At 63.6% G+C, this 23,711-nt stretch carries 24 protein-coding genes and 1 pseudogene; 17 read left to right on the top strand and 8 right to left on the bottom strand.

Annotated features, from left to right (window positions below; translation table 11 throughout):
• Positions 1–46 precede the first annotated feature (46 nt).
• From VMI09_10940 to VMI09_10930, 3 genes are all read right to left on the bottom strand, one after another.
• Complete coding sequence (locus tag VMI09_10940; protein ID HTQ25203.1) at positions 47–1,354, bottom strand: deoxyribodipyrimidine photo-lyase; 1,308 nt, start codon at positions 1,352–1,354, stop codon at positions 47–49.
• 64 nt (positions 1,355–1,418) lie between these two features.
• Positions 1,419–2,828 (bottom strand): M20 family metallopeptidase, encoded by a 1,410-nt coding sequence (locus tag VMI09_10935; GenBank protein HTQ25202.1) that lies wholly within the window; start codon positions 2,826–2,828, stop codon positions 1,419–1,421.
• Positions 2,829–2,923: 95 nt separating this feature from the next.
• Positions 2,924–4,135 (bottom strand): hypothetical protein, encoded by a 1,212-nt coding sequence (locus tag VMI09_10930; GenBank protein HTQ25201.1) that lies wholly within the window; start codon positions 4,133–4,135, stop codon positions 2,924–2,926.
• A 240-nt stretch (positions 4,136–4,375) separates the two neighbouring features.
• Between VMI09_10930 and VMI09_10925 the strand changes: the two genes are divergently transcribed.
• The 7 genes and pseudogenes from VMI09_10925 to VMI09_10895 all read left to right on the top strand — a co-directional run bounded on the left by VMI09_10925 (position 4,376) and on the right by VMI09_10895 (position 10,391).
• Complete coding sequence (locus VMI09_10925) at positions 4,376–5,188, top strand: hypothetical protein (protein ID HTQ25200.1); 813 nt, start codon at positions 4,376–4,378, stop codon at positions 5,186–5,188.
• A 132-nt stretch (positions 5,189–5,320) separates the two neighbouring features.
• Entirely contained in the window at positions 5,321–6,748 is a 1,428-nt protein-coding gene (locus VMI09_10920) for an amidohydrolase family protein (GenBank protein HTQ25199.1), read from the top strand.
• Positions 6,749–6,869: 121 nt separating this feature from the next.
• Complete coding sequence (gene rpoZ, locus VMI09_10915) at positions 6,870–7,067, top strand: DNA-directed RNA polymerase subunit omega (GenBank protein HTQ25198.1); 198 nt, start codon at positions 6,870–6,872, stop codon at positions 7,065–7,067.
• A gap of 156 nt (positions 7,068–7,223) precedes the next feature.
• Entirely contained in the window at positions 7,224–8,414 is a 1,191-nt protein-coding gene (locus VMI09_10910; GenBank protein ID HTQ25197.1) for an RNA polymerase factor sigma-32, read from the top strand.
• Positions 8,415–8,510: 96 nt separating this feature from the next.
• Entirely contained in the window at positions 8,511–9,242 is a 732-nt protein-coding gene (locus VMI09_10905; GenBank protein HTQ25196.1) for a competence/damage-inducible protein A, read from the top strand.
• 41 nt (positions 9,243–9,283) lie between these two features.
• On the top strand, positions 9,284–9,922 hold the full coding sequence (locus VMI09_10900; protein ID HTQ25195.1) for a hypothetical protein: 639 nt from the start codon (positions 9,284–9,286) through the stop codon (positions 9,920–9,922).
• Between the two features lie 166 nt (positions 9,923–10,088).
• Positions 10,089–10,391, top strand: a pseudogene (locus VMI09_10895) (ArsC/Spx/MgsR family protein).
• Between the two features lie 36 nt (positions 10,392–10,427).
• Here VMI09_10895 and VMI09_10890 read toward each other — a convergent pair.
• Entirely contained in the window at positions 10,428–11,474 is a 1,047-nt protein-coding gene (locus VMI09_10890; GenBank protein ID HTQ25194.1) for a LysR substrate-binding domain-containing protein, read from the bottom strand.
• Positions 11,475–11,589: 115 nt separating this feature from the next.
• Between VMI09_10890 and VMI09_10885 the strand changes: the two genes are divergently transcribed.
• The 5 genes from VMI09_10885 (at position 11,590) to VMI09_10865 (ending at position 15,730) form a co-directional block, all read left to right on the top strand.
• Positions 11,590–12,759: an acyl-CoA dehydrogenase family protein gene (locus VMI09_10885; GenBank protein ID HTQ25193.1), complete on the top strand. Its 1,170-nt coding sequence runs from the start codon at positions 11,590–11,592 to the stop codon at positions 12,757–12,759.
• Positions 12,760–12,873: 114 nt separating this feature from the next.
• Positions 12,874–13,251: a hypothetical protein gene (locus VMI09_10880; protein ID HTQ25192.1), complete on the top strand. Its 378-nt coding sequence runs from the start codon at positions 12,874–12,876 to the stop codon at positions 13,249–13,251.
• 9 nt (positions 13,252–13,260) lie between these two features.
• The gene (locus VMI09_10875; protein ID HTQ25191.1) at positions 13,261–13,527 is read left to right on the top strand and encodes a DUF5985 family protein; all 267 of its coding nucleotides are present in this window, start codon (positions 13,261–13,263) and stop codon (positions 13,525–13,527) included.
• A gap of 26 nt (positions 13,528–13,553) precedes the next feature.
• Entirely contained in the window at positions 13,554–13,835 is a 282-nt protein-coding gene (locus VMI09_10870; protein ID HTQ25190.1) for a DUF5985 family protein, read from the top strand.
• Between the two features lie 281 nt (positions 13,836–14,116).
• On the top strand, positions 14,117–15,730 hold the full coding sequence (locus VMI09_10865) for a TonB-dependent receptor (GenBank protein HTQ25189.1): 1,614 nt from the start codon (positions 14,117–14,119) through the stop codon (positions 15,728–15,730).
• A 569-nt stretch (positions 15,731–16,299) separates the two neighbouring features.
• Here the strand turns inward: VMI09_10865 and VMI09_10860 are convergent.
• On the bottom strand, positions 16,300–16,902 hold the full coding sequence (locus VMI09_10860; GenBank protein HTQ25188.1) for a DUF1326 domain-containing protein: 603 nt from the start codon (positions 16,900–16,902) through the stop codon (positions 16,300–16,302).
• Positions 16,903–17,082: 180 nt separating this feature from the next.
• Here VMI09_10860 and VMI09_10855 point away from each other — a divergent pair, with 180 nt between their 5' ends.
• Positions 17,083–17,619 carry a VOC family protein gene (locus VMI09_10855; protein HTQ25187.1) on the top strand — a complete coding sequence of 179 codons (537 nt, stop codon included), beginning with the start codon at positions 17,083–17,085 and terminating at the stop codon, positions 17,617–17,619.
• Between the two features lie 94 nt (positions 17,620–17,713).
• On the opposite strand, the gene VMI09_10850 is transcribed toward VMI09_10855, so the two are convergent.
• Entirely contained in the window at positions 17,714–18,595 is an 882-nt protein-coding gene (locus VMI09_10850) for an LLM class F420-dependent oxidoreductase (protein ID HTQ25186.1), read from the bottom strand.
• Between the two features lie 154 nt (positions 18,596–18,749).
• On the opposite strand from VMI09_10850, the gene VMI09_10845 reads away from it, so the two are divergent.
• The 3 genes from VMI09_10845 (at position 18,750) to VMI09_10835 (ending at position 20,641) form a co-directional block, all read left to right on the top strand.
• The gene (locus VMI09_10845) at positions 18,750–19,565 is read left to right on the top strand and encodes an SDR family NAD(P)-dependent oxidoreductase (protein ID HTQ25185.1); all 816 of its coding nucleotides are present in this window, start codon (positions 18,750–18,752) and stop codon (positions 19,563–19,565) included.
• Between the two features lie 79 nt (positions 19,566–19,644).
• On the top strand, positions 19,645–20,037 hold the full coding sequence (locus VMI09_10840) for a VOC family protein (protein ID HTQ25184.1): 393 nt from the start codon (positions 19,645–19,647) through the stop codon (positions 20,035–20,037).
• Between the two features lie 151 nt (positions 20,038–20,188).
• Positions 20,189–20,641, top strand: a complete 453-nt coding sequence (locus tag VMI09_10835) for a VOC family protein (protein HTQ25183.1) — start codon at positions 20,189–20,191, stop codon at positions 20,639–20,641.
• A 12-nt stretch (positions 20,642–20,653) separates the two neighbouring features.
• Here the strand turns inward: VMI09_10835 and VMI09_10830 are convergent, their stop codons facing one another.
• Entirely contained in the window at positions 20,654–22,084 is a 1,431-nt protein-coding gene (locus tag VMI09_10830; protein ID HTQ25182.1) for a 4-hydroxyphenylacetate 3-hydroxylase N-terminal domain-containing protein, read from the bottom strand.
• Positions 22,085–22,271: 187 nt separating this feature from the next.
• On the opposite strand from VMI09_10830, the gene VMI09_10825 reads away from it, so the two are divergent.
• Positions 22,272–23,063 (top strand): SDR family oxidoreductase, encoded by a 792-nt coding sequence (locus tag VMI09_10825; protein ID HTQ25181.1) that lies wholly within the window; start codon positions 22,272–22,274, stop codon positions 23,061–23,063.
• 53 nt (positions 23,064–23,116) lie between these two features.
• Here VMI09_10825 and VMI09_10820 read toward each other — a convergent pair whose 3' ends face one another.
• Positions 23,117–23,323, bottom strand: coding sequence for a hypothetical protein (locus tag VMI09_10820; protein ID HTQ25180.1), 207 nt, complete (start codon positions 23,321–23,323; stop codon positions 23,117–23,119).
• Between the last annotated feature and the right edge of the window lie 388 nt (positions 23,324–23,711).

The following is a 23,711-nucleotide window of genomic DNA, read 5'->3' as shown; positions in this document are numbered from 1 at the left end:
AAACCTTGCCGTAATCCGAGTCCCGGTGCGCCCCAGCGATATCGCCTCAGCGGTGTGCCCATCCGGCGATATAGCGGCGGCTGTCGAATTTGCGCGACGTGCTCGCATACGACATGTAGCGCACCAGGCCATAGATCGGCCGCTCCGGCCCCCATGCGCGGTCGTGTTTGCCGGCGATCGCCCAGGCGATGCCCGCGTAACCGTTGGGATCGCGGCCGTCGAGTTCGTACTTGTCGTTGAGATGGACCGCGGCCTCGTAGGCGGCTGCCGGCGTCGGGCTCCACTCGAGAATTTTCTTGGCCCAGTACATGCGCAGGTATCCGTGCATCCAGCCCGAGACCGCCATCTGCGTCTGCGCCGCATTCCAGAGCGGATCGTGGGTCTCGGCCCGTTCGAGTTGCGCCGCCGAATATAGATGAGGGCGGCGGTCGCGCGCATGCCTCTTCAATGTGGCGAGCGCCCAGGGCTCGCCCGCTTCGAGGCGGTCGTAATTCGGATTGAAGCGCACGAAATTGATCGCGAGTTCGCGGCGCACGATCAACTGCTCCAGAAAGGCGTCGCGAATCGCATGCGGCGCGTCGGCTTCGCGGACCGCCAGGGCAAGCGTATGTGGACCAAGATGGCCGAAGTGCAGATACGGCGAGAGGCCGCTCGTGCCGTCGAGTTCGGGACAATTGCGGGTCTGCGTATAGCTGCGAAGGCCGTCACGGATGAAGCGGCGCATGCGCCGTATCGCTTCGCCGCTGCCGCCGCGAAAGCCGCTCGCCACGCCCACCGACCGATCAAGCTTCAACTCGTCGAGCAGTTGTGTCGATGCGGCCAGCGTGCGCAATCCGGCGGGCGTGCGCCATGCAACCCGCACCGCCGGCGTGTGAACCGGCTGCAGAAAGCGATCGAGCTCGGCGAGAATTCGCGGCCTGATCGTTCGCGCCGCGTAATGCTCCCTGCCGAGCAGCGCGCTCGGCACGATTACGTCTGCGTCCACGCTCAGGAGCGGAACCTCGACCGTGCGCGCGGCTGCGACGCGCCATCGGTTTGAACGGCCGAGCGGATTCTCGTCGGTCACGACGAGCGCCGGACGCGCCTCCGCGCAAAGCCGCGCGAAGGCGCGAAGCGGGCTTGCGCCGCCGCTTGCCCGGATCGCGAATCCGATTCGCATCCGCCGAAGCCGCTCGACCGTGTCCTCGAGGCCTTCGAGCATGAAGGCGTAGTGGCGCAGGTTGGCGGCCGGATGGCGCGAGAGCAGGCAGAAGAAGACCAGGACGGGTTTGCCGAGTTCGTTGCCGGCGCGGATCGCCACGGCGAGCGCAGGGTTGTCGATCGCCCGCTGCGCGCGCTGCATCCAGTAAATCACGCATCGTCCCTGCGGATCCGGATCGCCCGGACGCCTGACGGTGATGCGCGGATCGCCGGCGAATCTAGCGGCGGCGAAAATGATCCGCGATCACCCGGGCCACGCAGCAGGTGACCCGCTTGCCCGTGGGGATGTGAAGAAACTCGTTGGGGCCGTGAGCGTTCGTATGTGGTCCGAGCACGCCGGTGACCAGGAACTGGGCGTCGGGAAAGCGCTCGCCCAGCATATTGGTGAACGGAATCGTGCCGCCCTCGCCCATGTATGCGGCCGGCTTGCCGAAACAGGTTTGCGACGCCTGCTCCAGCGACTGCTCGAGCCACGGCGCCAGCGCCGGCGCGTTCCATCCGCTCGCCGCCCAGTTGCTCTCGAAGCTCACACGCGCGCCGTGGGGCGGCTCTTGCTCCATCAGGCTTTGCAGCTTGCGCGTCGCCGCCGCGCCGTCGCTGGTCGGCGGCAGCCGCAGCGACAGCTTGAGCGTGGTCGTCGGCCGCATCACGTTGCCCGCCGCGGCCGGAGCCGGCAGACCGTCGGCGCCGATGATCGAGAGCGCGGGCCGCCACGTGCGATCCAAAATCAGTTCCGTCGGATCCATTGTGAGCGGGCGCGTTCCCGGGACGAACGGAAACCTGGTGTAGAGACTCTCGCCGAGCGCGGCGCCGGCGGCGGCTGCCTGTTGCCGGCGCGCCGCGGGAATCTCAACGTGAAAATCCGCGGGCAGGATGTTGCCCGTCGCTTCATCTTCGATCCGGCTGAGCAGGCGGCGCACGATGCGGAAGCTGTCGGGGACGACGCCGCCGGCATCGCCCGAATGAACGCCCTCGGTGAGCACTTCGACCTTGAGCGTTCCGCCCGCAAGCCCGCGCAGCGAAGTGGTGCACCACAACTGTTCGTAGTTGGCGCAGCCGGAGTCGAGCGCGATGACGAGGCTCGGTTTGCCGATGCGGTTGCTCAGGTGATCGACGTAAGCCGGTAGGTCGTAGCTGCCGCTTTCCTCGCACGCCTCGATCATGATGGCGCAGCGCCCATGCGGAATCGATTGAGCTCCAAGCGCGCCGATCGCGGCCAGGCATGCGAACATCGAATAACCGTCGTCCGCGGCGCCGCGCCCGTACAGGCGGTCGTCCTCAAGCACCGGTGTCCACGGCCCGAGGCCCGGGTTCCATCCGGTCATCTCCGGCTGCTTGTCCATGTGGCCATAGAGCAGCACGCAGTCGTCTGAGGCTCCCGGAATATCGATGAACAGGAGCGGCGTGCGGCCCTCGAGCCGTATCACTTCCAACTCAAGGCCCTTGATCGGCTGACGGCGCGCCCAGTCGGAGAAGCGTGCGACCACCTGTTCCATGTAGCCGTGCGCGCGCCATTCCGGATCAAAGGCCGGCGACTTGTTCGGGATACGCACGTATTCGGTCAGCTCGGGCAGGATCGATTGATCCCACAGCCGTTCGACGTAGCTCTGGATGGCCGTATTGTCCATGGGAGACAAGCCTACCCATCCGGAGAGTCGCGGGCAAAAGCTCGCCGGCGCGCGCGGCGGAAAGGACTCTCCTCAACGGCGCGAGCGCCGGCGCGTCAGCGGAGCGAAGCCGCAGCGCGATCGATCCGTTCGATCATGATGTTGCCATCTTCGTTGAAAGTCGAACCGCGCGAGCTCGATCGGAGCGCCTCGAATCGCGCCGCAAACTCCGCGTCGCCGAGCGTGAAGCGCAGCGGGCGATCGACGGTCGAGTAGTGAAAGCGCTGGCCCTGGTAGATGCTGGTGAGCATCGGCCCGAACGCTCCGCCTGCCGCCTGCTGCCCCTGGCATTGGAGCTGCGCGATCGGATCGGCGTTGTCGCATCTGATTGGTGGTGGGACCAGCGTCACCTGCCGGATCGCCAGGTCGTCGCCTTCGCAGTGGACGGCGGCGCTGTAGCTGACGTTTCCGAAGTCGAGCTGCCCGTTAAGCGTCATCGTGTTGTCGCCGCCCTCGGCGCGGAGATTTCTCGCGGTCAATCGCTGCGTTATCCCGCGCTGCGTGATCCCCTGGAGCTGCAGCGGAATATCGAAGGACGGCGCGTACAGGCGGAGCAGCGCGTTGATAAATCCGTACTGGGCGTCGGTGACGGCGTTGGCGCGCGCAGGAGCGTCGGCCATCTCGGCCGCGAGCACCGGATCGCCCTTAAGATACGGCATAGGATTGCTCGTGCGTCCGGCGGGAAAGAGGGCCGCGACGATCGAGGAGTCCGAAAATCCGATCGCGATGTCGAACCGGTTCTGTTCGCCGGGTGGCGGCAGGATGTGAAGGTTCGACGTCGAAAAGCTCTTCAATTGTCCAAGGCCGCTCAACTGGGGTGCAGCGGCTGCGTTATTACCCGCGTCCGCGGTGTCTGCGACCGCGAAACGCAGCATCCACGGCGTCCAGGTGACGCGCGCCTTTATAATTTCAACCCACGCCGGCGCGTCGGCGGCGTGCGCGAGCCTTTGCGCGATCGCAGGCAGCGGAGCCTGACAATCGGGGGTCGCGAGCATATTCGGTCTGGCCGTATTCGGTTCCGCTGCCCCGGCGGCAGGGTAAGCGGCGCCGATCGCCCACGCTCCCCCTTTTCCGTCACCGCCGCAATAAACCAGGCCCTCGATCTTGATTCTTGAAGCTCGCGCACCCGTTCGGCCGGCGGGAAGCTCGCCCGTAGGAAGCTCAATCGTCATCGGCACCAGTTGTATCATCACGCTCGGAATGAGATCGGGCATCAGCACGACGCGCGCGAGCGCTCTTTCGTCCGCGCGCGCAGCTCCCGACGTCAATAAAAGCAAAAGCGCTGCGGCGCCAGCGGCAAGCCGTCGTACAGGATTCCTCCGCAAACAAGGTGACTCCTTCACTCATTTAAGCCTGTCACACTCCGATCATCAGAGACAGCAAATGCGGCCGCTCAAGCGCGCGTCCGCGGCCGTGCACACGCGCGCGCAGTCGATGTTGGCAGTTCCATGGAGCGGCATTTGACCGGACGGAGAGGGCCCGTCACTCTGATTGAGGTTTCTTAGGAGATGACGACCACGCCCAAGGGTGGAGTTATGGTGGCGGTTGCGAATCCGGAAGGGGTCGCGCCGCTGATGGCGATTGCGCTTGCGGCCGCTGATCCCGACAGCGAGCCGCCCCCGCGCGTGCTCGCGCTGGTAAGCGAAGGCGGGGGCGCCAAAGGCGCCGGCGCGGCCGAGGCGCAAGCGCCGCCATCGCCGCCCGCGCTAACTTCTGCGATCGCCTACGCGCGATCGCGCGGCGTGACCGTCGAAGCGCAGACGATGCACTCGAGCGCGCCCGCGCGCGACATCATCGCGGCGGCCCGCTCGGCCGAGGTGGAGTGGATTCTCGTGGGATATCATCGCGCGGCGTCGGGCAGCGACACGTTGGGCGGGGTCGTGCGCGAGGTCTTCGTCGAGGCGAAGAAGGCGCCAATCAAGGTCGGCGCCTTCATCCAGGGCACCGACCGTCCGTTCGAGCGCGTTTTCGCGGCGATCGACACGGGGCCGGACGGCCGCGCGGCGCTCGACCTGGGCGCGCGCATCGCGCGCCACAATCGATCGCGGCTGCGCGCGCTGCTGATCGCCCATGACGAGCTCGCGATCAGCGCCACGCAGCCGGACGCCGCACTGGTCGACATGATGCGCGACGCGCGGGCGCGCCTGGGGAGCCTTTTTCGCAGCGACGTGCTCACCCGGCGCAGCCGGCAGCAATTGTTCCGCCAGAGTCCCGGGCGCCTGCTGATCGTGGGCAAGCGATTCGCCGACGAGATCGGACTGCCGCTCGACGAGGTTCCGGACGGCGACCGCTGCGTAATCGTCGTACAGGGCGCGCATTGAGTTTTCGCCCGTGATGTCCTAGTAATCCGAATCGATCGTCACCGGTTCCTCGCGGTAAGGCCGCTCAACAGGTGCGGGTACGTCAAATGCGGACCCCCGTCAAAATCCGCGGCCCTGTCATGGAGGCGTCCGATGCTGGACTTACTGATTCGCGGCGGTGAAGTGGTTACTTCGCAGGGGGCCGGCAGATGGAGCGTCGGCGTGCAGGGCGAAAAGATCGCCTTCATCGGAACCGACGAGCACGCACCTCAGGCCGGACGCACGATCGACGCCATCGGCAAAATCGTCGTCCCCGGCGGGATCGAACCTCACGCCCATCTCGACATCTACGATCTCACCAATCCCGACGCCGGCGTGAGCACGCTCGGCCCCGAAGAAGACACTCGCGGCATGGCCTTCGGAGGCACTACCACTCATCTGGATTTCTGCTTCATCGAACCCGGGATGGATATCGTCAAAGGGATCGAAACGCGAGCGGCGCGATGGAAGGGGCAATCATATGTCGATTACTCATTCCATGTCGGCCTGCTGGGCGCGCTTCCGCTGAGCGTATTTGATCAGATCGGCGACGTAATCAGCCAGGGATTTCCGAGCTTCAAGGTTTTCACCACGGACGTGATGCCGCCGCATCCCAAGCGCGTCAGGGTCCGCCTCGATATGGGGCGCGTGCAGCTTGCGATGGAGAAAGTCGCGCGGCACGACGGCATCATGGTGGTGCACGCCGAGGACGACGACCTGGTCCAGTTCAACTACGAAAGATTCGCCGCCGAGGGCAGGACCGAAGGTTGGAACATGAACCTGGTCCATACCAAGCTCTCCGAGGAGCTGGCCTTCGACCGTGTAATCCGCCTGGCCCGCGCGAGCGGAGCGGGAGTCTATTTCGTCCACACTTCGGCGCGCGAAGGGGTCGAGGCGGTGGCCGAGGCCCGTGGCCGCAACCTGCCCGTCTATTGCGAGACGCTGCATCACTATGCCTGCTTTTCTGCCGACGACTACAAGACGCCGCGCGGCTTTTGCTATCACACTTATCCGTCGCTCAAGGGGCGCGATGACAACAAGGCGTTGTGGGACGGATTGATCAACGACGCGGTATCGACCACCGCGACCGACGAATTTCCGACCTCGCTCCAGCACAAGCTCTCCGGCAAGCGGATCGACAACGTGACCGGCGGCAACCTGGGTGCCGAGGCGCGGATGGGAATCGTTTACACCGAGGGCGTGGTGAGGCGCGGGATGACGCTCGAGCGGTTTGTTGACGTGACCTCGGCCAACGCCGCGCGCATCCTCGGGCTTTATCCGCGCAAAGGGGTAATTGCCGTGGGCAGCGACGCCGATGTGGTGCTGATCGATCCGTCGATCAAAAAAAAGCTCGCCCGCGAGGACTTTCACGTGAGCGACTACAGTCCGTGGGAAGGATGGCAGGTCGAAGGATGGCCGGTTACGACGATATTGCGCGGGAAGCCGATTGTCGAAAACGGCAAGCTCCTGGCCAAACTGGGCTACGGACAACTTATTGCGCGCAAGGTCGATCCGGTCGTGCTGCGCCGTCCGGCAGCGTAGGGACCGCGCCGGCGTCCTGACGCCGCGCTATGCTGACGCTCCATCGACGGCGCCGCGCGGTGCTCCGCGCTCCTTGCGCGATACGTTGACAAGACCGCGTTTCCACCGGAAGATCATCACGATGGCCAGAATTACAGTCGAAGATTGTCTGGAAAAGATTCCCAACCGCTTCGAACTCGTGCTGGGAGCCGCCAAGCGCGCCAAGCAACTGCTCAAGGGCGCCCGTCCGCTGGTGGAGACTGACAACAAGGAAGTGGTCACGGCTCTGCGCGAGATTGCCGCGGCCAAGGTTTCGATAGAGCGGCCCCAAGAGTCCTGAACGGACGGCTGACACCCGTTCGACGGACGCCGGACCACCGTCTCGCAAGGCCGGTGGACCAGGCGCCGGAGGAACGGCAGACGACGCACCTCCCGTCTCGCGCGCGATAGCCGCGCGCGCGCGGAATTCCGATCCAGACCACCCGCGGAGTATCCGGTGGCGCGCAAATCAGGCCCCCGCAAACCCAAGATCGATCCCGGAGGCGACCCGGCGATCGGGTCCGGCGCAGATCCGGTCCGGCCCGCCGCCCGCGCCACGCGCCGCCGCCGCGGCGGCGCGGACGCATCGGAGGAAACGGCGCGACGCGATGCGCCGCTGGACGCTGAAATCGTTGATGACGAAGGCCCGGGCGCGGCGCCGATGGCCGAGGAAATCGGCGAGTTCGGCGAGCTTCCCCACGGATTCTCCCGCGCGGACGCGAGCCACGAGGCCGGCGCGAGCGCCGGAAAAGACGCTGCGGATGAAACTGGGGAAGGCCCGGCCGGCGAAGGCGGCGCGCTGGTCGCGTACGACCCGCTCGGCCGCTACCTCGCCGAGATACGGCGCTTTCCGCTGCTCAGCCGCGAAGAAGAAATCGAGATCGCCAAGCGCTACACGAAGCTCCACGACCCCGCTGACGCCTACCGGCTGGTCACCGCCAATTTGCGCCTGGTGGTCAAAATCGCGAGCGAATTCGCGCACGCCTCGCGCAACCTGCTCGACCTTATCCAGGAAGGCAACGTCGGCCTGATGGAGGCGGTGCGCAATTTCGATCCGTACCGCGGCATCCGCTTCCCGTCATATGCGGTGTGGTGGGTCCGCGCGTACATCTACCGCTTTCTGATCAACAACTGGCGGCTGGTCAAGATCGGCACCACGCAGGCTCAGCGCAAGCTCTTCTTCAATCTCCGCAAGGAGACCGAACGGCTCGAGACCGAGGGCTTCACCCCGCAGCCGCTGCTGCTCGCACAGCGCCTGGGCGTCAAGGAGAGCGAGGTGCGCGAGATGCAGGAGCGGATGGCGCACAGCGAAGTTTCGCTCAATCAGCCGGTGCGCGAGGACGAACCGATCGAATTGCTCGACGTTATTCCCGACACTGGCGACACGCCCGAGGAGGCGGCCGCGCACGACGAATGGCGCAGCTTCGCGCACGAGAAAATCGACCAGTTCGCAAGCACGCTCAAGGACAAGGAGCTCGAAATTTTCCGGAGCCGGCTGCTTTCCGAGGATCCGCCGACCCTGCAGGAGGTCGGCGCGCGGTTCGGGATCAGCCGCGAGCGCGTGCGTCAGATCGAGGCGCGGCTTAAAAAACGGCTGAAACTGTTCCTCAAGGCGCAGTCGCCCGATATCGAGCAGACGGGGTCCTGAAGCGGGGGCGCGCCCCGCACCCCCGTTGCCGAGCCCCTGTCGGGACGCGATAATGGCGGCGGGAAGGGGGTGGGCGGCGCGGGCGGCCAAGGCCTTATGCGAGAGCGAACGTGCGCCCTTGTGGTGGTGGGGAATGAAGTCCTGTCGGGCAAGACCCAGGACTCCAACGCGTACTTTGCCGCGCGCCAGTTGCGCGCCGTAGGCGTCGCCCTGCAGCGCATCGCGGTCATCCCGGACGACGTCGCGCTCATCGCCGAAGAGGTCGGATACTGCGCCCGCCGCTTCGACGTCGTCCTGACCTCGGGCGGCGTCGGCCCGACTCACGACGACGTCACGATGGACGGCGTAGCGGCGGCCTTCGGCCGCAAGCTCGTGATGCATCCCGAACTCGAACGCCTCATCCGCACGCACATGGCCGACCGCCTCACGCCCGCCGCGCTCAAGATGGCGGCGGTGCCCGAGGGCGCTGTGCTCAACGCGGCGGGCGACCTGCGCTTTCCGACCATCCAGCTCGAAAACGTTTATATCCTGCCGGGCATCCCGCAAATCTTCGAAGCCAAGCTGACCGCGCTGCTGGGCGGGTTCGCGACCGACCCGTATCATCTGCGCACTATCTATACTTCGGCCACCGAGGGCGTGATTGCCGAGTATCTCAACCAGTGTCTTGCGCGTTACCCCGATCTTCTGATGGGCTCTTATCCAAGGATTGGAGATCCGGACTACCGGGTAAAGCTGACGCTCGAATCCAAGGACCGCGATTACCTGGAGCGGGCCTTTGCTCATTTGATGAGCCTTTTGCCCGGTGAGGTGGTGGTGAGGACCGAATAGTCTTTTCGTTCAGTCTGTGGGGGAGGAGGAGGAAAAGGGAGATGAGAAAGGTTGCATGTTTGTTGGTGACGGTCGCGGCGATAGCGATCGCGCTGCCCGCGAAAGCTCAAACTTCGAACGGCAGCAGTATCGGAGTCGGCAATCAGCAGGCAAGCCAGGCGCAGGTGCCGCAGCCGTCTAACGGCGACGTCAACTGGAAAGGCGTCGGAATCGGCGCCGGCACCGTGGCTGGCAACGTTCTCTACGTGCCTGCCAAGCTGGTCTTCGGAATCCTGGGCGGAATCACCGGCGGAGCGAGCTATCTGCTGACCGGCGGCAACACGCAGACCGCCAACACTATCTGGCGCAGCTCGCTTGGCGGCGACTACGTACTTACGCCCGACATGGTCGCGGGGCAGAAGCCGATTCACTTCAGCGGGCCGACCACCTCGACGCAGCCTGCGACGACGGCTTCGTTCGCGCCGCCGGCAACGAATTCGACGGCCCAGCCGATGCCGGCCGACCGAACCGTGTCCGCGGCCAATACCGCCGGGGTCGGCAGCGCGCCTATCGCGGGGACGTCGACGACAGGGGCCGCTGCGGCTCAGCCGGCTGATCGCGGCGCGGGCCCGGTCAGTTCGGGCAAGGGGATCAGCGGCGGCGTCGCTGCCCCGCCGTTGCCGGGCACCAGTATCGAATAGATACCGGCCCGGGCGAAATTGAGTCGCAGCGTTCCGGCGGCTGGAGCGAGTGGCTGGAGCCTGCAAAAATGTACACGTATTAGACCGAATTACGCGAAGTGAGCGAGGAATAGCCTAAATGAAGCGGGCGCGCCTGCTCTGGAAGTCCACCTGAACCACCTGCCGAAACGCAAGAGGTTTCTTGCGTGACGAACTTCGGGTGGAGCTCGACGAGCGCGATTACGCGAAAGAGCCGCTCGGCCCCTCCGAGCTGAAGGCTCTGTTCGCGGGACGCGATCCGCGCGATTTCCTCAATCCGAAGAGCCCGGCGTTCAAGGCGATGGGGCTAAAGGACAGGAAGTTGACGGCGGCAGAAGCCTTGGCGCTGATGGCCAGGGAGCCGAACCTTATCAAGCGCCCGCTGGTGGTGGCGGACGGCGAGATCGTAGCCGGATTCGATCGCGAGGGTCTGCGGGCGCTGCTGTCGTAGGAGTTTTAAGGGCTTCGCGCTTGGCGCGCTTGCGTTTTATGCGCGTTCGGCCCGTTCGGCCTTCTCGGCCCGGTCGGGTTTTTCGCCCTTGTCGGCCCTGTCTGACCTGTCCTGGCGCTCGGATTTATCCGGACGTTCGGCGCGAGCTTCGCTGCGGCCGTTGCCGCCGTCGCCCTTCTCGGTGCGCGTGCCGGGCGATTGAATTTTGGCCGAGGTCAGGACCTCGACGAATTTCCGCACTGCCGGCGAAAGTTCCCGCCCGCGCTTGTAGATGATCGCGAGCGGCCGCGTGAAGGTGCCTTCGGCAAACTCGAGCATCTTGAGCGAGCCGCGAGCGGTTTCGTGTTCGACCGTCGATAGTGGCACGATCGCGACACCCTGTCCGATTTCAACCGCACGCTTGATGGTCTCGATATTGTCGAACTCCATCGTGTAATGCGGCTTGACTCCGTGCTCGCGCAGGATGCGGTCCGACGCTTTGCGGGTTGCGATGTCCCGCTCGTAACCGACGAATTTCAGGCCAGCAAGCGCGCTCACGCTGACCTTGTTAAGCTTGGCCAGCGGGTCATCGGGCGGCACCACCAGCACCAGTTCGTCGTAGCGAAAGGCGATCGTGACGATCTGGCTGCGCTTGGCTGGATAGGCCACCACGCCGAGGTCGATCTTACCCTCGATCAGGTCCTCATAGATCTTATTGGAGCGCAGGTACTCCAGATGCACGTTCACCTGGGGATAGGTGCGCAGGAATTCGGTCAGGTAGGGCGGCAGTTCATGCAATCCGACGCTGTAAACGGTGCCGACCCGGATCGATCCCGCCACGACCGATCCGATCTCGCGCAGCCGGTTCTCCAGTTCCATGAACCGGCGCACGATTTCCTTGCTCGAGTTGTAAAGAATCTGCCCGGCCGGAGTCGGTTTGACACCCGCGCGCGCCCGTTCTAACAATCGACACTCATACTTCTCCTCCAGACTGCGGACCTGCTGACTGACCGCCGACTGGGTGACGAAGTTTTGTGAAGCGGCATAAGAAACGCTTCCGCTCTCGATGATGTCGCAAAAGACTTTTAGTGTCTCGATGTGCATACGAATTGGGGTCTTGCATAAGGCTAATTGATACTTATAGCTGAGGCAATACGGCCGTCGACCTGCCGCGATTTCTCTTAGGGCCTCGCCCCTACGTTTCCTCAGGAGTCATAAGATGGCGGATTCATTGAAAGATTTGGATTTCCTTGACCTTGACGAGATGCTCGGGCCCGAGGAACGGATGGTCCGCGACACGGTGCGGCAATTCGTACAGCGCGAAGTACTGCCGACTATCGAGCGCAACTTTGCCAGCGAAACTTTCCCCAAGGAAATAGTGCCGCAGATGGCCGAGCTTGGCTTCTTCGGCGCCAACCTGAAGGGCTACGGATGCGCCGGAATGAACAACATCGCTTACGGCCTCATCATGCAGGAACTGGAGGCTGGCGATTCGGGGCTGCGCTCGTTTGCATCGGTGCAAAGCGCGCTCGCGATGTATTCGATTTACGCCTGGGGCTCCGAGGCGCAAAAGCTCCGCTACCTGCCCGAGATGGCCAAGGGCAAGCTCATCGGATGCTTCGGGCTGACCGAACCCGACCACGGCTCCGACCCGGGCGGGATGGAGACGCGCGCGCATCGCGATGGCGACGGATGGGTGCTCAACGGAACCAAGCGATGGATCACCAACGGCTCGATCGCAGACGTCGCGGTGGTCTATGCCAAGGTTCCCGAGGGCATCACCGGCTTCCTGGTAGAGCGCGGCAAGTCCGGCTTCGCCACCAGGGACATCCACGGCAAGTTCTCGATGCGCGCCTCGGTGACCTCGGAACTGATCTTCGACGACGTGCGGCTGGACGACGGGGCGCGGCTGCCCGCGGCGCGCGGACTGCGCGCGCCGCTCTCGTGTCTGACGCAGGCGCGCTACGGAATTTCATGGGGCGCGATCGGCGCCGCGCGCACCTGCTACCATTGCGCGCTCGACTATACGAAGGCGCGCAAGCAATTCACGCGTCCGCTCGCCGGCTACCAGCTGGTGCAGAACAAGCTGGTCGCGATGCTGACCGAGATCACCAAGGCGCAGCTCATCTGTCTGCGCCTGGGCCAGCTCAAGGACGCCAACAAGATGCGGCCCGAGCAGGTCTCGTTCGCCAAGCGCAATAACGTCGGGATGGCGCTGGAGGTCGCGCGGATGGCGCGCGACATGCTGGGCGCCAACGGAATCGTGACCGAATACCCGGTCATCCGCCACATGCTGAACCTCGAGACCGTCAACACCTACGAAGGCGCCTTCGACGTGCAGACGCTGGTGCTGGGCCGCGATATCACGGGCCTCAGCGCCTTCGACTAGACGCGACGCAAAGACGATCGCGCGTGGGGGCCCGGGGGGGAGCGCCCTCGCTCAGACCTTGTCGACAGCCTGTTTTCTGTAAACGGGAGAGATGTTGGGACGGGTCAATCGCATATGTCAGGCGATACGATCTCTGCCGAAACACTCAAATTCGTCCGAAGCTCGTTCAGTTCCGTATGGGCGCTGGAACTTCTCTTTCTCATGCGGCGCGAGAACGATCGAGCTTGGAGTGTCGCCGATCTCACGCGCGAATTGCGTGCCAGCGAAACACTTGTGCAAGCGATCCTGCCCGACTTCGTGAAGAAGGGACTGGTTCTTGAGACCGCACGAAACGTATTTCGCTATCACCCCGCCGTATCTGAACTGGAGCGGCTTGTTGAGCGGGTGGCTGCCGCGTACGCCCAAAACCGGATCAAGCTGATCAATGAAATTTTCAGAACGCCAGAGCCAAGCGCGCAAAGCTTTGCCAGAGGTTTCAAATTGAGGAGGTAGTAGCACAGGATGTTAGCCCCAACGGTATATCTGCTATGCAGCGCTGCCAGCATTTTCTGCATGGTTCTGCTGCTGCGTAACTACCTGAAGGATCGGAATCCGCTGCTCTTCTGGAGTACCCTGTGTTTTGTCGGACTCGCTGCCAACAATCTGTTGCTGGTCGCTGATTTTGTCTTTTTTCCCACAATCGACCTGCGCTTGGCGCGCGGTTTTTCCGCTCTCGCGTCAATCTCGGTTCTGCTCTACGGCTTCATTTGGGAAGCAGACCGCCCATGAACGGATTCATTTCGGGACTTACCACGATGGGGTTCGCCGTAGCGGGGCTGTTCTTCCTGCGTTTCTGGAATCGCACCCGCGACATCTTCTTTGGGCTATTCGCCGGCGCATTCTGGTTGTTCGCGCTCAACACCGCGATCATTGCGCTGTTCGGCGTGGAGGAGAACCACATCTTCGCGTACCTCCTTCGACTAGTCGGCTTCACATTGATCATAGGGGCTGTCTTCACGAAAAACTCTCGCAGCGAAGCGTACGAAGAAGAACTCGAGAGGGATCAACGGACGATATCTGTCGAACGACGCAAATAGCTGCTCAAAACCCGGTGAATTGGCGCTTAACTGAGCGGTGGCAACGCTCCAACCCGCATCGATTGCGGCGGAGCAACGCATGCATGCGCAGGTAGCCGGTCGCGTTCTACAGCGTCGCGAAGTGCAGTCGTCCGTACTCCGGCCGCTTGCGGCTGGAACTGGAATCCCGGAATCGACTTGACCTCTTCCAGACCAGCCGTTAGAGGTGTCGGAAAGCCACCCGCGTGACTGATGGCGGCAGGCATTGGTGCCGGCCGTAGGGCGCTCGTCGCGGACCTTGTTTGTGGGCGGTCTGGGCACGGGGTAACGCCAATGGCTTTTTTTCCGCTTCGGATTTTCGCTGCGCTCCTTTTTGTGGCCATCCTCTTCCGCGCTGCGCCCTGCGCAGCGCAGAACTCACACCACCCGCCCGCCAGTTCGTTTCCGGCTTCGTGAAGGACTCTCTTGGAAGGCCGCTGGCGGGTTCGACCATCACCCTCCAGTCCGACGCTGGAAGAATCATCGGAGCGACGACGAGCGACGATCACGGTCTGTTCAAGTTCAAACAACCACGCGCCGGGACCTATTCGATAACCGCGCAAAGTACCGGCTTCAGGCCCGCGACCGTACTGCTCATGCTACCGCAAAGTCGCCAGAGCGGCGTGGAGATTACACAGGAATCCTGCCAGGCGTTGAGCTTTCCGGTGACCGCGAGCCGCATCGGCGCACAGAACAGTCTCTCATCAACCGGAACGAACAAGTACACGCTCACGGAGCATGACATCACAAATCTGCCCCAAGGCCAGGCAACTGCACTGAATGAAGTGGTCCTGCAAATGCCCGGCGTGGCGCTGGATCAAAACCAGGAGATTCACATTCGCGGCGAGCACATGGGCATCCAGTACCAGACGAACGGAATCATGCTGCCCCTCGATCTGAATACCGATCCGACCTTCACTCAGCTGCTGAACTCCTATTTGGTCCGGAGCGTCACTCTAATCGACGGAGTGCTGCCGGCGCGTTACGGATACCACTCCTCGGGAATCACCGACATTCGCACCAGGAATGGCTGCGATGATACGCATAACAGCGTGACAATCTTCGGCGGGCAGCGCGATACGGCGCAGGGAAGCTTCGAACTCGGCGGATGCGACGGTAATTTCAGCTATTACCTGACCGGCCTCTTCCAGCAATCCAACCTTGGCTTCAGCTCAGCAGTGCCAGCACCCGATCCCATCCACGACGCGGTGACTCACGGACAGAGCTTCGCCTACCTGACCTACACCCCGGTGCCGACAATGAAGCTCAGCCTTATCTACGGAATGACGCTTGCGTTCAACCAGTTCCCGAATCAGGCGAACCAGACGCCTCAGTACCAGCTTAAGCACATAAATCCCGCTGCCTATCCGTCGAGCGCCATCAATTCCGGGTTGAATCAGCAGGACTACTTCGGCGTTCTAGCCCTCAACGGAACCTGGGGTTCGGACTGGGATTATCAATTGGCCTACTCGGCGCACTACAATACCCAGACATTTTATCCTGACCCGATCGGCGATCTCATTTATCAAGGCGTCGCTTCCGGCGTGCCGGTTCCCGAGACTCCTCATTCGAGGGCGGCGAGCGCAAGTCCCGCCACCACCATAATCAAGCCGCAAACGCGGGACACGGCGCCGCCCCAACGCGCCGCCTTTTCGAGCAGGACAAAGATAGCGAGCGCCGCCGCCCATGCGAGGTTCATAACGCCGCCCACAAACATCAGCGCCATGAGCAGCCAACAACATCCGACGCAGAACATCCCGTGGTTCAAACCCATCAGAATCGCGCCACGGTCGCCGGCGCGCCATTGCGTCATGAAAAAGCCGAGCGGCGTGCGACACTTCGTCAGGCACGCCTGCTTCAGTGGAGTAATCTGGTAGATGCCCGCGGCGATCAGCAGTAGCCCTCCGGCCAACGGTCCCATCCGCATCGCGTCACCGATGATCCCCGAACGCTCCAGAAGATACTGCACCGCGGCTATGGCTGCGGCGAAACCTGTCCAGGCGAGCAGGTAGCCCAACGCAAAAAGCCAAGTGCGCCGGCTCTGCCCAGCGCCGCGGCCGCGCGCGATTCGCGCATGCATCTCTAGCGTCGGGCCCGCGCTCGGCAACATCATCGCCGCCATCATGACCGTCCACATGACGAAGACGAGTTCAGCGTCGCGAAGCGACCACGGAGCGCCTCCGCCACTCGCGACCGCGGTCATGCCGGTCATAGTCCCGTTGCTAATACCCCCATACGGCATCGGCATGCGAACGAGCACAAACCAGGAGACGGCCGTAACGGACAATATGCCGGCCCACACGGTTAGGCGCTCGCGTGAGGGAAGTTGCGGCGGCGCGCCGGTTTGGTATCGAGAGGTCGCGTGCGAGCCGTCCGGAGTCATTACTGCGCCTGGTTCGGCGCGACCCGAGTTCTCCCGAGCCGCCGCGCCGGAGAAGCTTACGGCTCAGCCTTCATAGGTGAACGGAGAAAACTGTCCGGTTCTGCCGCTGAGATCGAGCGTATAGCCATGGTCGCGAAACTTGAGCTGCTTTGAACGTGAGACGATGCTCGGATGGCCCGGAGCGATCCCGAGCGGATGATTGCTGATCGTCACATCCGCCCCGCCGGCCCCCTCGAGCGCTTCGATCTCCGATTCGCCGACGCCTTGGATCGTCATGTGGCGTTTTCGGCCGTTTGCGTTGTAGGCGATTTCAGCGCTCTTAACACCCAGCACCTTTCCGATCAGCGGATGGAGAGCCGCGGGCACCCCACCTGCCTGTCCGGAGAAGATTTTGAGGAGGGCGTCGCTTTGTTCGGACGAGGCTCGAGAATCCAGGTACAGGGCGGCGCTCCAGTTCCCCTGGTGCATCGGTCCGGGCGAATAAAAGAACGCGGCGACGTTTAATCCATCAAGAGAAGCATCTCCGAATTTGCCGGATTGGATATGCCAGCCGACAAGAACAGTGCAGTTTCCCTCGGTTGGAGGGCTCAGAAATATGCATGGGCACAAGGTCTGGCAGTTACACGTCTCGAAATAATCACCCTTTGCCTGCCATTTTGGAGCCATCGGCGCCTCCTCCTGCAATTTGTTGCGCGGTCCCCTTGCCGACCCATCATCCAGATTTCCTATAGGACGCAGCGTCATCCGACGCAAGTCTGTCCTGTCGCCACTCCTGAAGGCTGCTTGCGTTCCAGACGGCCCCGACTGATAGTTACGCGCAGATAGTTACGGTCAGGAGGTGACGGCATGCCTTCGTTCGTTCCGATCAACGGACTGCATCACTTCGCCTATCGATGCCGCGACGCGGAGGAGACCCGGCATTTCTACGAGGACCTCCTCGGCCTGCCGCTGGTCCACGTCATCCGCCAGGACCGCGTACCGAGCACCCGGGAATTCTGCCCGCACGCGCACATCTTCTTTCGCATGACCGACGGCTCGTGCGTCGCGTTCTTCGACCTCGGCGACAATCAGAGCGCGGCGCCGTCGCCCAACACGCCCGAGTGGGTGAACCATCTCGCGCTGCGCGTCGGCTCGCTCGCCGAACTGGAGGCCGCACAGGCGCGGCTCACCGCGGCCGGTATCGACGTGCTGGGGCCGACCGACCATCACTTCATCAAGTCGATCTATTTCTTCGACCCCAACGGGATCCGCCTCGAGCTGACCACGCCGACGCTGCCGGAGGCTCATCCGACGCTCCGGAAGTACCAGCGCGACGCCCACGACGAACTCGCCGAGTGGACGCGCGAAAAGAGCCGGCGCCACTCCGCTCACGCCCGCTCGTAAAGCGGGCGACATGGGTCGTCGAAAGCGACCGCGCGCGCGAAGCGATCCTCAGTGCGCCTTCAGGCGGGGATGCGTTTTCAGGTCGGTGTTCTTTTCAGATCGCTCGCGCGCGTTCGACCGCCGGCGCCCATCGCCGCATCCATTCGAGCGCCTTGCCGTCCGCGACCTCCGCAAGCGCCTTCTGCGAGATTAAGATAAGACGGCTCGCGCCTGCGTCGCGATAGCGTTTGATTTCATCCGCCGACGGACCATTCTCGCCCGGATCGACCAGCGGCGAGATCGCGATCGAGCCGGGGTCGCGCCCGCGCTCGGCCGCGAGGCGGCGCAATTCCGCGACGCTCGCCTTAAGCTCCTCGGCGCTCGCTACCAGCGGCATCCATCCGTCGTACGTGCGCGCCACGCGCTCGAGCGCCTTTGGGCCATGCGCTCCCAGCAGCACCGGGGGGCCCGCCTTCTGCACCGGCTTGGGCTCCGAGCGCAGCGGCGCAAACCTGACCATTTCGCCCTGGTAGGAAGCTTCGCGTTTGGTCCACAGGACGCGCATCGCTTCGACTCCTTCGCGCGTGCGCTTCCAGCGCAGGCCGAAGTTCGCGCCCATCGCTTCGGTCTCCTCGCGGAGCCATCCCGCGCCGACCCCCAGCAAAAACCGTCCGCCCGAGACGAGGTCGAGGCTCGCCGCCATCTTGGCCGTGATCAGCGTCTCGCGTTCCGGGACGAGACAGACGCCGGTGCCGAGTTTGATCCTTTTGGTCACGGCCGCGGCAACAGCGAGCGCGATGAACGGATCGGCCCATCGCGCATAATGGTCGGGAAGTTTTCCGTCGGGCGTGAAGGGGAACTGCGTCTTCATGCCGATCGGAATCACCGGATGCTCCGCCATCCAGAGCGATTCGTAACCCGATTGCTCGGCGGCGCGCGCGATCTCGGCAAGGTCGCCGCACTCCGCCGTCGCCGCCATCAGAAAGCCGATGTCCATCTGCTGTATTCCTCTTGCGTTTGTCCGGAGCGAAATTCGTTCGACGCAGGTTCCTGATATAGCTCAGCGCGCGAGCCTTTGCACGGCGCGGGATCGGTGGGTTTGCCGCGTTGGGAGCCGGGCGTGCTAAATAGCGGAAAGGAGGGCAGGCGCGATGGAACTCAAGGGCAAAAACGCTATCGTCACCGGAGCGGCGCGCGGGATCGGGCGCGGTATCGCGCTCAAACTCGCCGAGGCCGGCGCCAACGTCGCGCTGGTCGATCTCGGGAATCCCCGCGATCCGGCGTTGACCTATAACCTGGCCGCGCATGGCGAGCTTCAAAGCGCGGTCGACGAGGTAAACTCCCGCGGCGTCAAGGCTGCGGCGATCCTCGCGGACGTGACGCGCCTTGCCGACTGCGAGCGGATGGCTGCCGAGACCGTGAAGGCGCTGGGCTCGATCGACGTCCTGGTCAACAACGCGGGCATCATCGCCGCCGGCCCGGTGGCCGAGTTTTCCGAGGAGGCGTGGGACCGCGTGATGGCGGTCAACGCCAAGGGGCCCTTTCTGTGCTCCAAGGCCGCGATCCCCCATCTTTTGCGCAAGAAGGAAGGCGCGATCGTCAATATCGCGTCGATTGCCGGCAAGACCTCGCGCGGCGGCCTCTCAGCGTACTGCGCGAGCAAGTTCGCCGTGATGGCGCTCACGCAGGCGCTGGCCGAGGAGCTCGGCCCGGCCAATATCCGCGTCAACGCCGTATGCCCGGGGCTGCTGCGCACTGCGATGTGGACCGACGTGCTCAACCAGTACCTGAGCAAGGCGTGGGGCGGCAACGCCGAGTCGCTGTTCGACAACACGGTGGGCACGATGTGCTATCTCGGGCGCGAGCAGACGCCCGCCGATATCGGCGAGGCGGTGGTTTACCTGGCCCGCGCCGACAACGTCACCGGCACTTCGATAGTGGTGGCAGGCGGCGCGGAAATTCACTAGAAGTGGGTTACGAGCGTATCGCGAGCGGCGCAACGCGAAGAGTTCGTGCGCAAATCCGGCGCCGCCACGGGAGGTCCAGATGCACAAGCCGGTTGACTTGTCCCACTCAGCCTTCAGGATCGCCGACGTCGATAAAAGCCGCGCCTTTTACGAGAAGGTGCTCGGCCTAAAGCCCATCCCGCGTCCCGATTTCAGCTTCAAGGGCATGTGGTACGGGATCGGCAGCGGCCAGATTCACCTGATCGTCAGCGAGAAGCGCCAGGGGCCCGATCCGACCGGTCCCCATATCGCGATCGAGGTCGAGGATCTCGACGCGACCAAAGCCGAGCTCAAGAAGATGGGCGTGCCATTCCTCGACGGCGACGCGATGCGCGCGCAGTTGAAAGCGGAAGACCAGCGCCGTCTCGGCCGCCAGATCTGGGTGCTCGACCCCGACGGCAACACGGTCGAGCTGCGCAAGAGCGACGCCTGAGCCGCGCTCGCGCGCAGCTCCCGAGATTCAGCCTGCTGGCGGCGCGCCTGGCGACGGCCATCGTGACGGCCGACGCCGGCGCCGCGAACATCGCGCCGGGCGTATCGTCGAGGCTGCCTTAAAGCGCGCGTATGGTGGAGGGGATGCGTAGATGCCGAACACCAGGTCGATCTTCCACATCAACCTCAACGTCACCAATTTCGAGCGCTCGCTCGATTTCTACGAGATTCTCGGCTTCCGGGTGGTTCGCGACTTCGGTGAATTCGGCGACGAGCAGTTGGCGCGCGGATTGGGCGCCGGCAAGGGTTGTCGCGGGCGCGCCGTGCTGATGATGCTCGGCGACGACAAGCATGCGACGCGCCTCGACCTTATCGAATGGAAGGTCCCGCCGAGCCACGGCCGCCCGTACCCGGATCTGTTCAATATCGGATACTGCCGGATCGCGCTCCGCACAAAGACGCTGCTCGCCGACTACCAGGAGCTTAAAGCCCGGGGCGTCAGGTTTCTCTCCGAGCCGCAGATGTTCCACGCGGAGGGCAGCGAGGCCGGCTTCGTCTGCATGACGGACCCGGACGGAACGGTCGTCGAGCTGATCCAGACCTAGAAGGGCGCCGTTTCACACCCCCGCGAGCTTGCGCGCGTAAGCCGCGACGGTCTTGAAATCATACTCGCGGTAAGCCTGGAGTTTCTCCGCCTCGAAACCGCCCTCGGCATGCACCGCCAGCACCTCCTGGTAGCCGCCGAAGTCCGACGCCGTCAGATCGCCGATCAGATTGAGCAGCCGCAGGCGCTTCTCCGCGTCGAAGCCCTTGGCGCCGCCCATGTACTTCAGCACGTAAGCGCGGGTTGCCTCGCTGGTCAGGTCTTCGGCGGCGGGCGCGGTCACCAGTAATCCGCCGGCGAGGTCCTGCACGATCTGCACCGCCTGATGGTAGTTGTGCGCGAAGTGGTACTTGGCGATGTTGGTGAGCAGCGTGTTGGGCACCGCGAGGCCGTCCTCGATCGTGCAGGAGTTGGCCGCGTGCTCGATAAGGCCGCGCACGGTCGCGTGATAGGCCGCCAGATGGGTCAGCTTGTCACGCACGTGGGCCGCGCGCAGCACGCCGTTGGCCTCCGCTATCGCGTAGCCGGCACCCGCCATCAGTTCGAGCAGCGGCAGCTTGTACGAGACTGCGGTGAAGCGATGGTACCGGACGAAGGTCAGCGCCAGCAGCCCCGCGAAGTCGATTTCGCCGCAGAGGAAGACGCGATCCTTCGGCACGAAGACGTCGTCGAATACCGTCAGCGTCTCCATCATCTTGTGCCCGGCGCTCAACGGATGTTCGAACTGGTTCTTGTGGCTCGAGCCGTGCGGACTCGCGATGAGCTTCAGCCCCGGCGTGTTGATCGGCAGCGCAAAGGCAACCGCGTAGGGCTTGTCCTCGGCCTTCATCGCGCGCGTCGGCAGCACGATCACTTCGTTGGTGTTGGTCGAGACCGAGGTGTGGACCTTGGCGCCGCGGACCACGATGCCGTCAGGCCGCTCCTCGACCACGCGCACGTAGTAGTCGGGATGCTCCTGCGCGGTGGGCCCGAGCGAGCGGTCACCCTTGACGTCGGTCTGCGCCACCGCGACCGCGAGATCGTTGTCGCGGCAATAGCGATGGTACTTCGCGATGCGCTCGCGGTATTCGGGCTTGCCCGCGGCCGCCATCCGCTCGCCCACGATATGCAGCGCGTAGAGCGCGTCGGTGCCGATCTCCTTGATCAGCACGACCAGGGTCGCGCCTTCGCGGGTCGAGGCCGCGATGAGTTCGCTGCGCTTGAGCAGATCGTCGGAATTGCGCGGCAGATGGAAGTAGCGGCTGTATTCGCCGGAGCCGTCGTGCATCACGGCGAGCCCGCGGTACTTCGGATCCTCGGCCATCCGGTAGTCGATACAGGCGTGATCGACCGCGATTCCGATCACGGGATCCTTGGTCACGTCGGCGACCTTCGCGCCGCGCAGATAGACGGCGCGCCCGTCGCGCAGCGATTCCTTGTATTGCTCCGCCGTTCTAAGCCCCATCGTGATTCATCCCCTTGCTGATTTCGCGCCGCGTCCGTGCGCCGCGCGGCGCTCGACTTGGCCAACTCCGACAGGCCAATATAAAGACCCGCAGCGGCTGCGTCCAACGGACGCGAAGCGGCGCTGGGCGGGCGCAAAGCAGCTCGCGCGGACATCAATCAATAGTTATTGCCGGAGGGTTCGGGCGATGGCGTTTCCCAAAGCATTTCCGAAGATGTTCGATCTGAGCGGCAAGGTCTCGATCGTCACCGGCGGCAATCGCGGAATCGGGCGCGGACTCGCGTTGGGGCTCGCCGAAGCCGGAGCTGCGGTCGCGATCCTCGCGCGCGACGAGGAAAAGAGCCGCTCGACGCTCAATGAACTGCAGGCACTCGGCGTGCCTGCGCTGGCGCTCCAGGTCGATCTCAAGCAGCGGAGCGAACTCAAGCCCGCTTTCGACGAAGTCGAGCGCAAACTCGGCCCGGTCGATATCATGGTCAACAACGCCGCCTACGCGACGCTCACCAGCGTGGTCGATACCTCGGAAGAGGACTGGGACGGCGTGCTTGCGGTCAATCTCAACACGGCCTTCTTTTTTTGCAAGTACGCGGCCCAATCGATGATCAAGCGCGGCAAGGGGGGCAAGATCATTAATGTGACGAGTCTCGCCTCCGCTTTCGGGAGCGGCGTCTTTCCATCCTACGCGGTCAGCAAGGGCGGGCTTGCGCAGCTCACCCGCTCGCTCGCGATCGAGCTTGGCCCGCACAATATCCAGGTCAACGCGCTCGCGCCCGGATGGGTCTCGACCGACATGACCGAATGGATTCGCACGGGCGCCGATTACCAGTGGCTGCTGAAGGAGATGGTCCAGCGGACGCCGCGCGGACGCTTCGCCGAAGCGGAAGAGCTGAAGGGCGCAGTGATTTTCCTCGCGTCATCGGCGTCGGACAACATGACCGGCGCGGACTTCCTCATAGACGGTGGCTTTTCTATCCGTTAGCGGCTCTGACTGAGCCGGTTGCACACTATTCATCGGTCCCACGGGCTGGTACATCATCTGGTCAGCAGCAGGTAGATGATGGCCGCTGGCCCCACCAGGCTGGTCAAAACGGTGAACCAATAGCCGAAAGGATTCTTGTCGCGTTTGAACATGTACCCTCGCGATCGTATCTCGCCAGACTTCAGCCCGGCGATTGCGAAGTAAAAGATCAGCGAGGAAAGCAGGATAACGACTATTCTGCCTATCAGAAATTTGGGCATTGTCAGCTCAACAGAGCAGGTTTGCTCCTCTCCTCTTTTTCAACTGCTGACCGTGCGCGTGACCTGTCGAGCGTTTCGTGGTCACGTTCCGTAGTCTTCAGTGCCCGAGCCCGGGCGGTGTTCACATTGTGCGGCTTATCTCTCTAGTCGCGTCGATCCCGCGCCATCGTCATGTGAGCATCTGGCAACCTGACCTTTAGGACAACATAGCCCGGCACAGAACTTTTGATCGACGGCGCGTTCTCGATAAGATAGCGAGAGCAGGCGCACTCTTTGTCCGCTAACTTCCCGGGCGGTCACGGGACTGCGCCAAGGCCCCGCTTCATGCGTGTGCGAGGAGGGGAGTAGTCTGGGAACTCCTTGCTCTCGGTGCGACCCAGTCGGCAAA

Source organism: Candidatus Binataceae bacterium (assembly GCA_035500095.1).
Lineage (GTDB): Bacteria > Desulfobacterota > Binatia > Binatales > Binataceae > JAKAVN01.
This window is presented reverse-complemented; position numbering and strand designations above follow the sequence as displayed.

What these genes read in the sequence shown, in the direction of transcription:
- VMI09_10905 (HTQ25196.1), top strand. Translation starts at nt 8,511, where the DNA reads ATGCGAGAGCGAACGTGCGCCCTTGTGGTGGTGGGGAATGAAGTCCTG.
- VMI09_10900 (HTQ25195.1), top strand. Translation starts at nt 9,284, where the DNA reads ATGAGAAAGGTTGCATGTTTGTTGGTGACGGTCGCGGCGATAGCGATC.
- VMI09_10855 (HTQ25187.1), top strand. Translation starts at nt 17,083, where the DNA reads ATGCCTTCGTTCGTTCCGATCAACGGACTGCATCACTTCGCCTATCGA.
- VMI09_10920 (HTQ25199.1), top strand. Translation starts at nt 5,321, where the DNA reads ATGCTGGACTTACTGATTCGCGGCGGTGAAGTGGTTACTTCGCAGGGG.
- VMI09_10820 (HTQ25180.1), bottom strand. Translation starts at nt 23,323, where the DNA reads ATGCCCAAATTTCTGATAGGCAGAATAGTCGTTATCCTGCTTTCCTCG.
- rpoZ (HTQ25198.1), top strand. Translation starts at nt 6,870, where the DNA reads ATGGCCAGAATTACAGTCGAAGATTGTCTGGAAAAGATTCCCAACCGC.
- VMI09_10925 (HTQ25200.1), top strand. Translation starts at nt 4,376, where the DNA reads ATGACGACCACGCCCAAGGGTGGAGTTATGGTGGCGGTTGCGAATCCG.
- VMI09_10840 (HTQ25184.1), top strand. Translation starts at nt 19,645, where the DNA reads ATGCACAAGCCGGTTGACTTGTCCCACTCAGCCTTCAGGATCGCCGAC.
- VMI09_10860 (HTQ25188.1), bottom strand. Translation starts at nt 16,902, where the DNA reads ATGGCTCCAAAATGGCAGGCAAAGGGTGATTATTTCGAGACGTGTAAC.
- VMI09_10870 (HTQ25190.1), top strand. Translation starts at nt 13,554, where the DNA reads ATGGGGTTCGCCGTAGCGGGGCTGTTCTTCCTGCGTTTCTGGAATCGC.
- VMI09_10825 (HTQ25181.1), top strand. Translation starts at nt 22,272, where the DNA reads ATGGCGTTTCCCAAAGCATTTCCGAAGATGTTCGATCTGAGCGGCAAG.
- VMI09_10850 (HTQ25186.1), bottom strand. Translation starts at nt 18,595, where the DNA reads ATGGACATCGGCTTTCTGATGGCGGCGACGGCGGAGTGCGGCGACCTT.
- VMI09_10875 (HTQ25191.1), top strand. Translation starts at nt 13,261, where the DNA reads ATGTTAGCCCCAACGGTATATCTGCTATGCAGCGCTGCCAGCATTTTC.
- VMI09_10845 (HTQ25185.1), top strand. Translation starts at nt 18,750, where the DNA reads ATGGAACTCAAGGGCAAAAACGCTATCGTCACCGGAGCGGCGCGCGGG.
- VMI09_10890 (HTQ25194.1), bottom strand. Translation starts at nt 11,474, where the DNA reads ATGCACATCGAGACACTAAAAGTCTTTTGCGACATCATCGAGAGCGGA.
- VMI09_10880 (HTQ25192.1), top strand. Translation starts at nt 12,874, where the DNA reads ATGTCAGGCGATACGATCTCTGCCGAAACACTCAAATTCGTCCGAAGC.
- VMI09_10835 (HTQ25183.1), top strand. Translation starts at nt 20,189, where the DNA reads ATGCCGAACACCAGGTCGATCTTCCACATCAACCTCAACGTCACCAAT.
- VMI09_10885 (HTQ25193.1), top strand. Translation starts at nt 11,590, where the DNA reads ATGGCGGATTCATTGAAAGATTTGGATTTCCTTGACCTTGACGAGATG.
- VMI09_10830 (HTQ25182.1), bottom strand. Translation starts at nt 22,084, where the DNA reads ATGGGGCTTAGAACGGCGGAGCAATACAAGGAATCGCTGCGCGACGGG.
- VMI09_10935 (HTQ25202.1), bottom strand. Translation starts at nt 2,828, where the DNA reads ATGGACAATACGGCCATCCAGAGCTACGTCGAACGGCTGTGGGATCAA.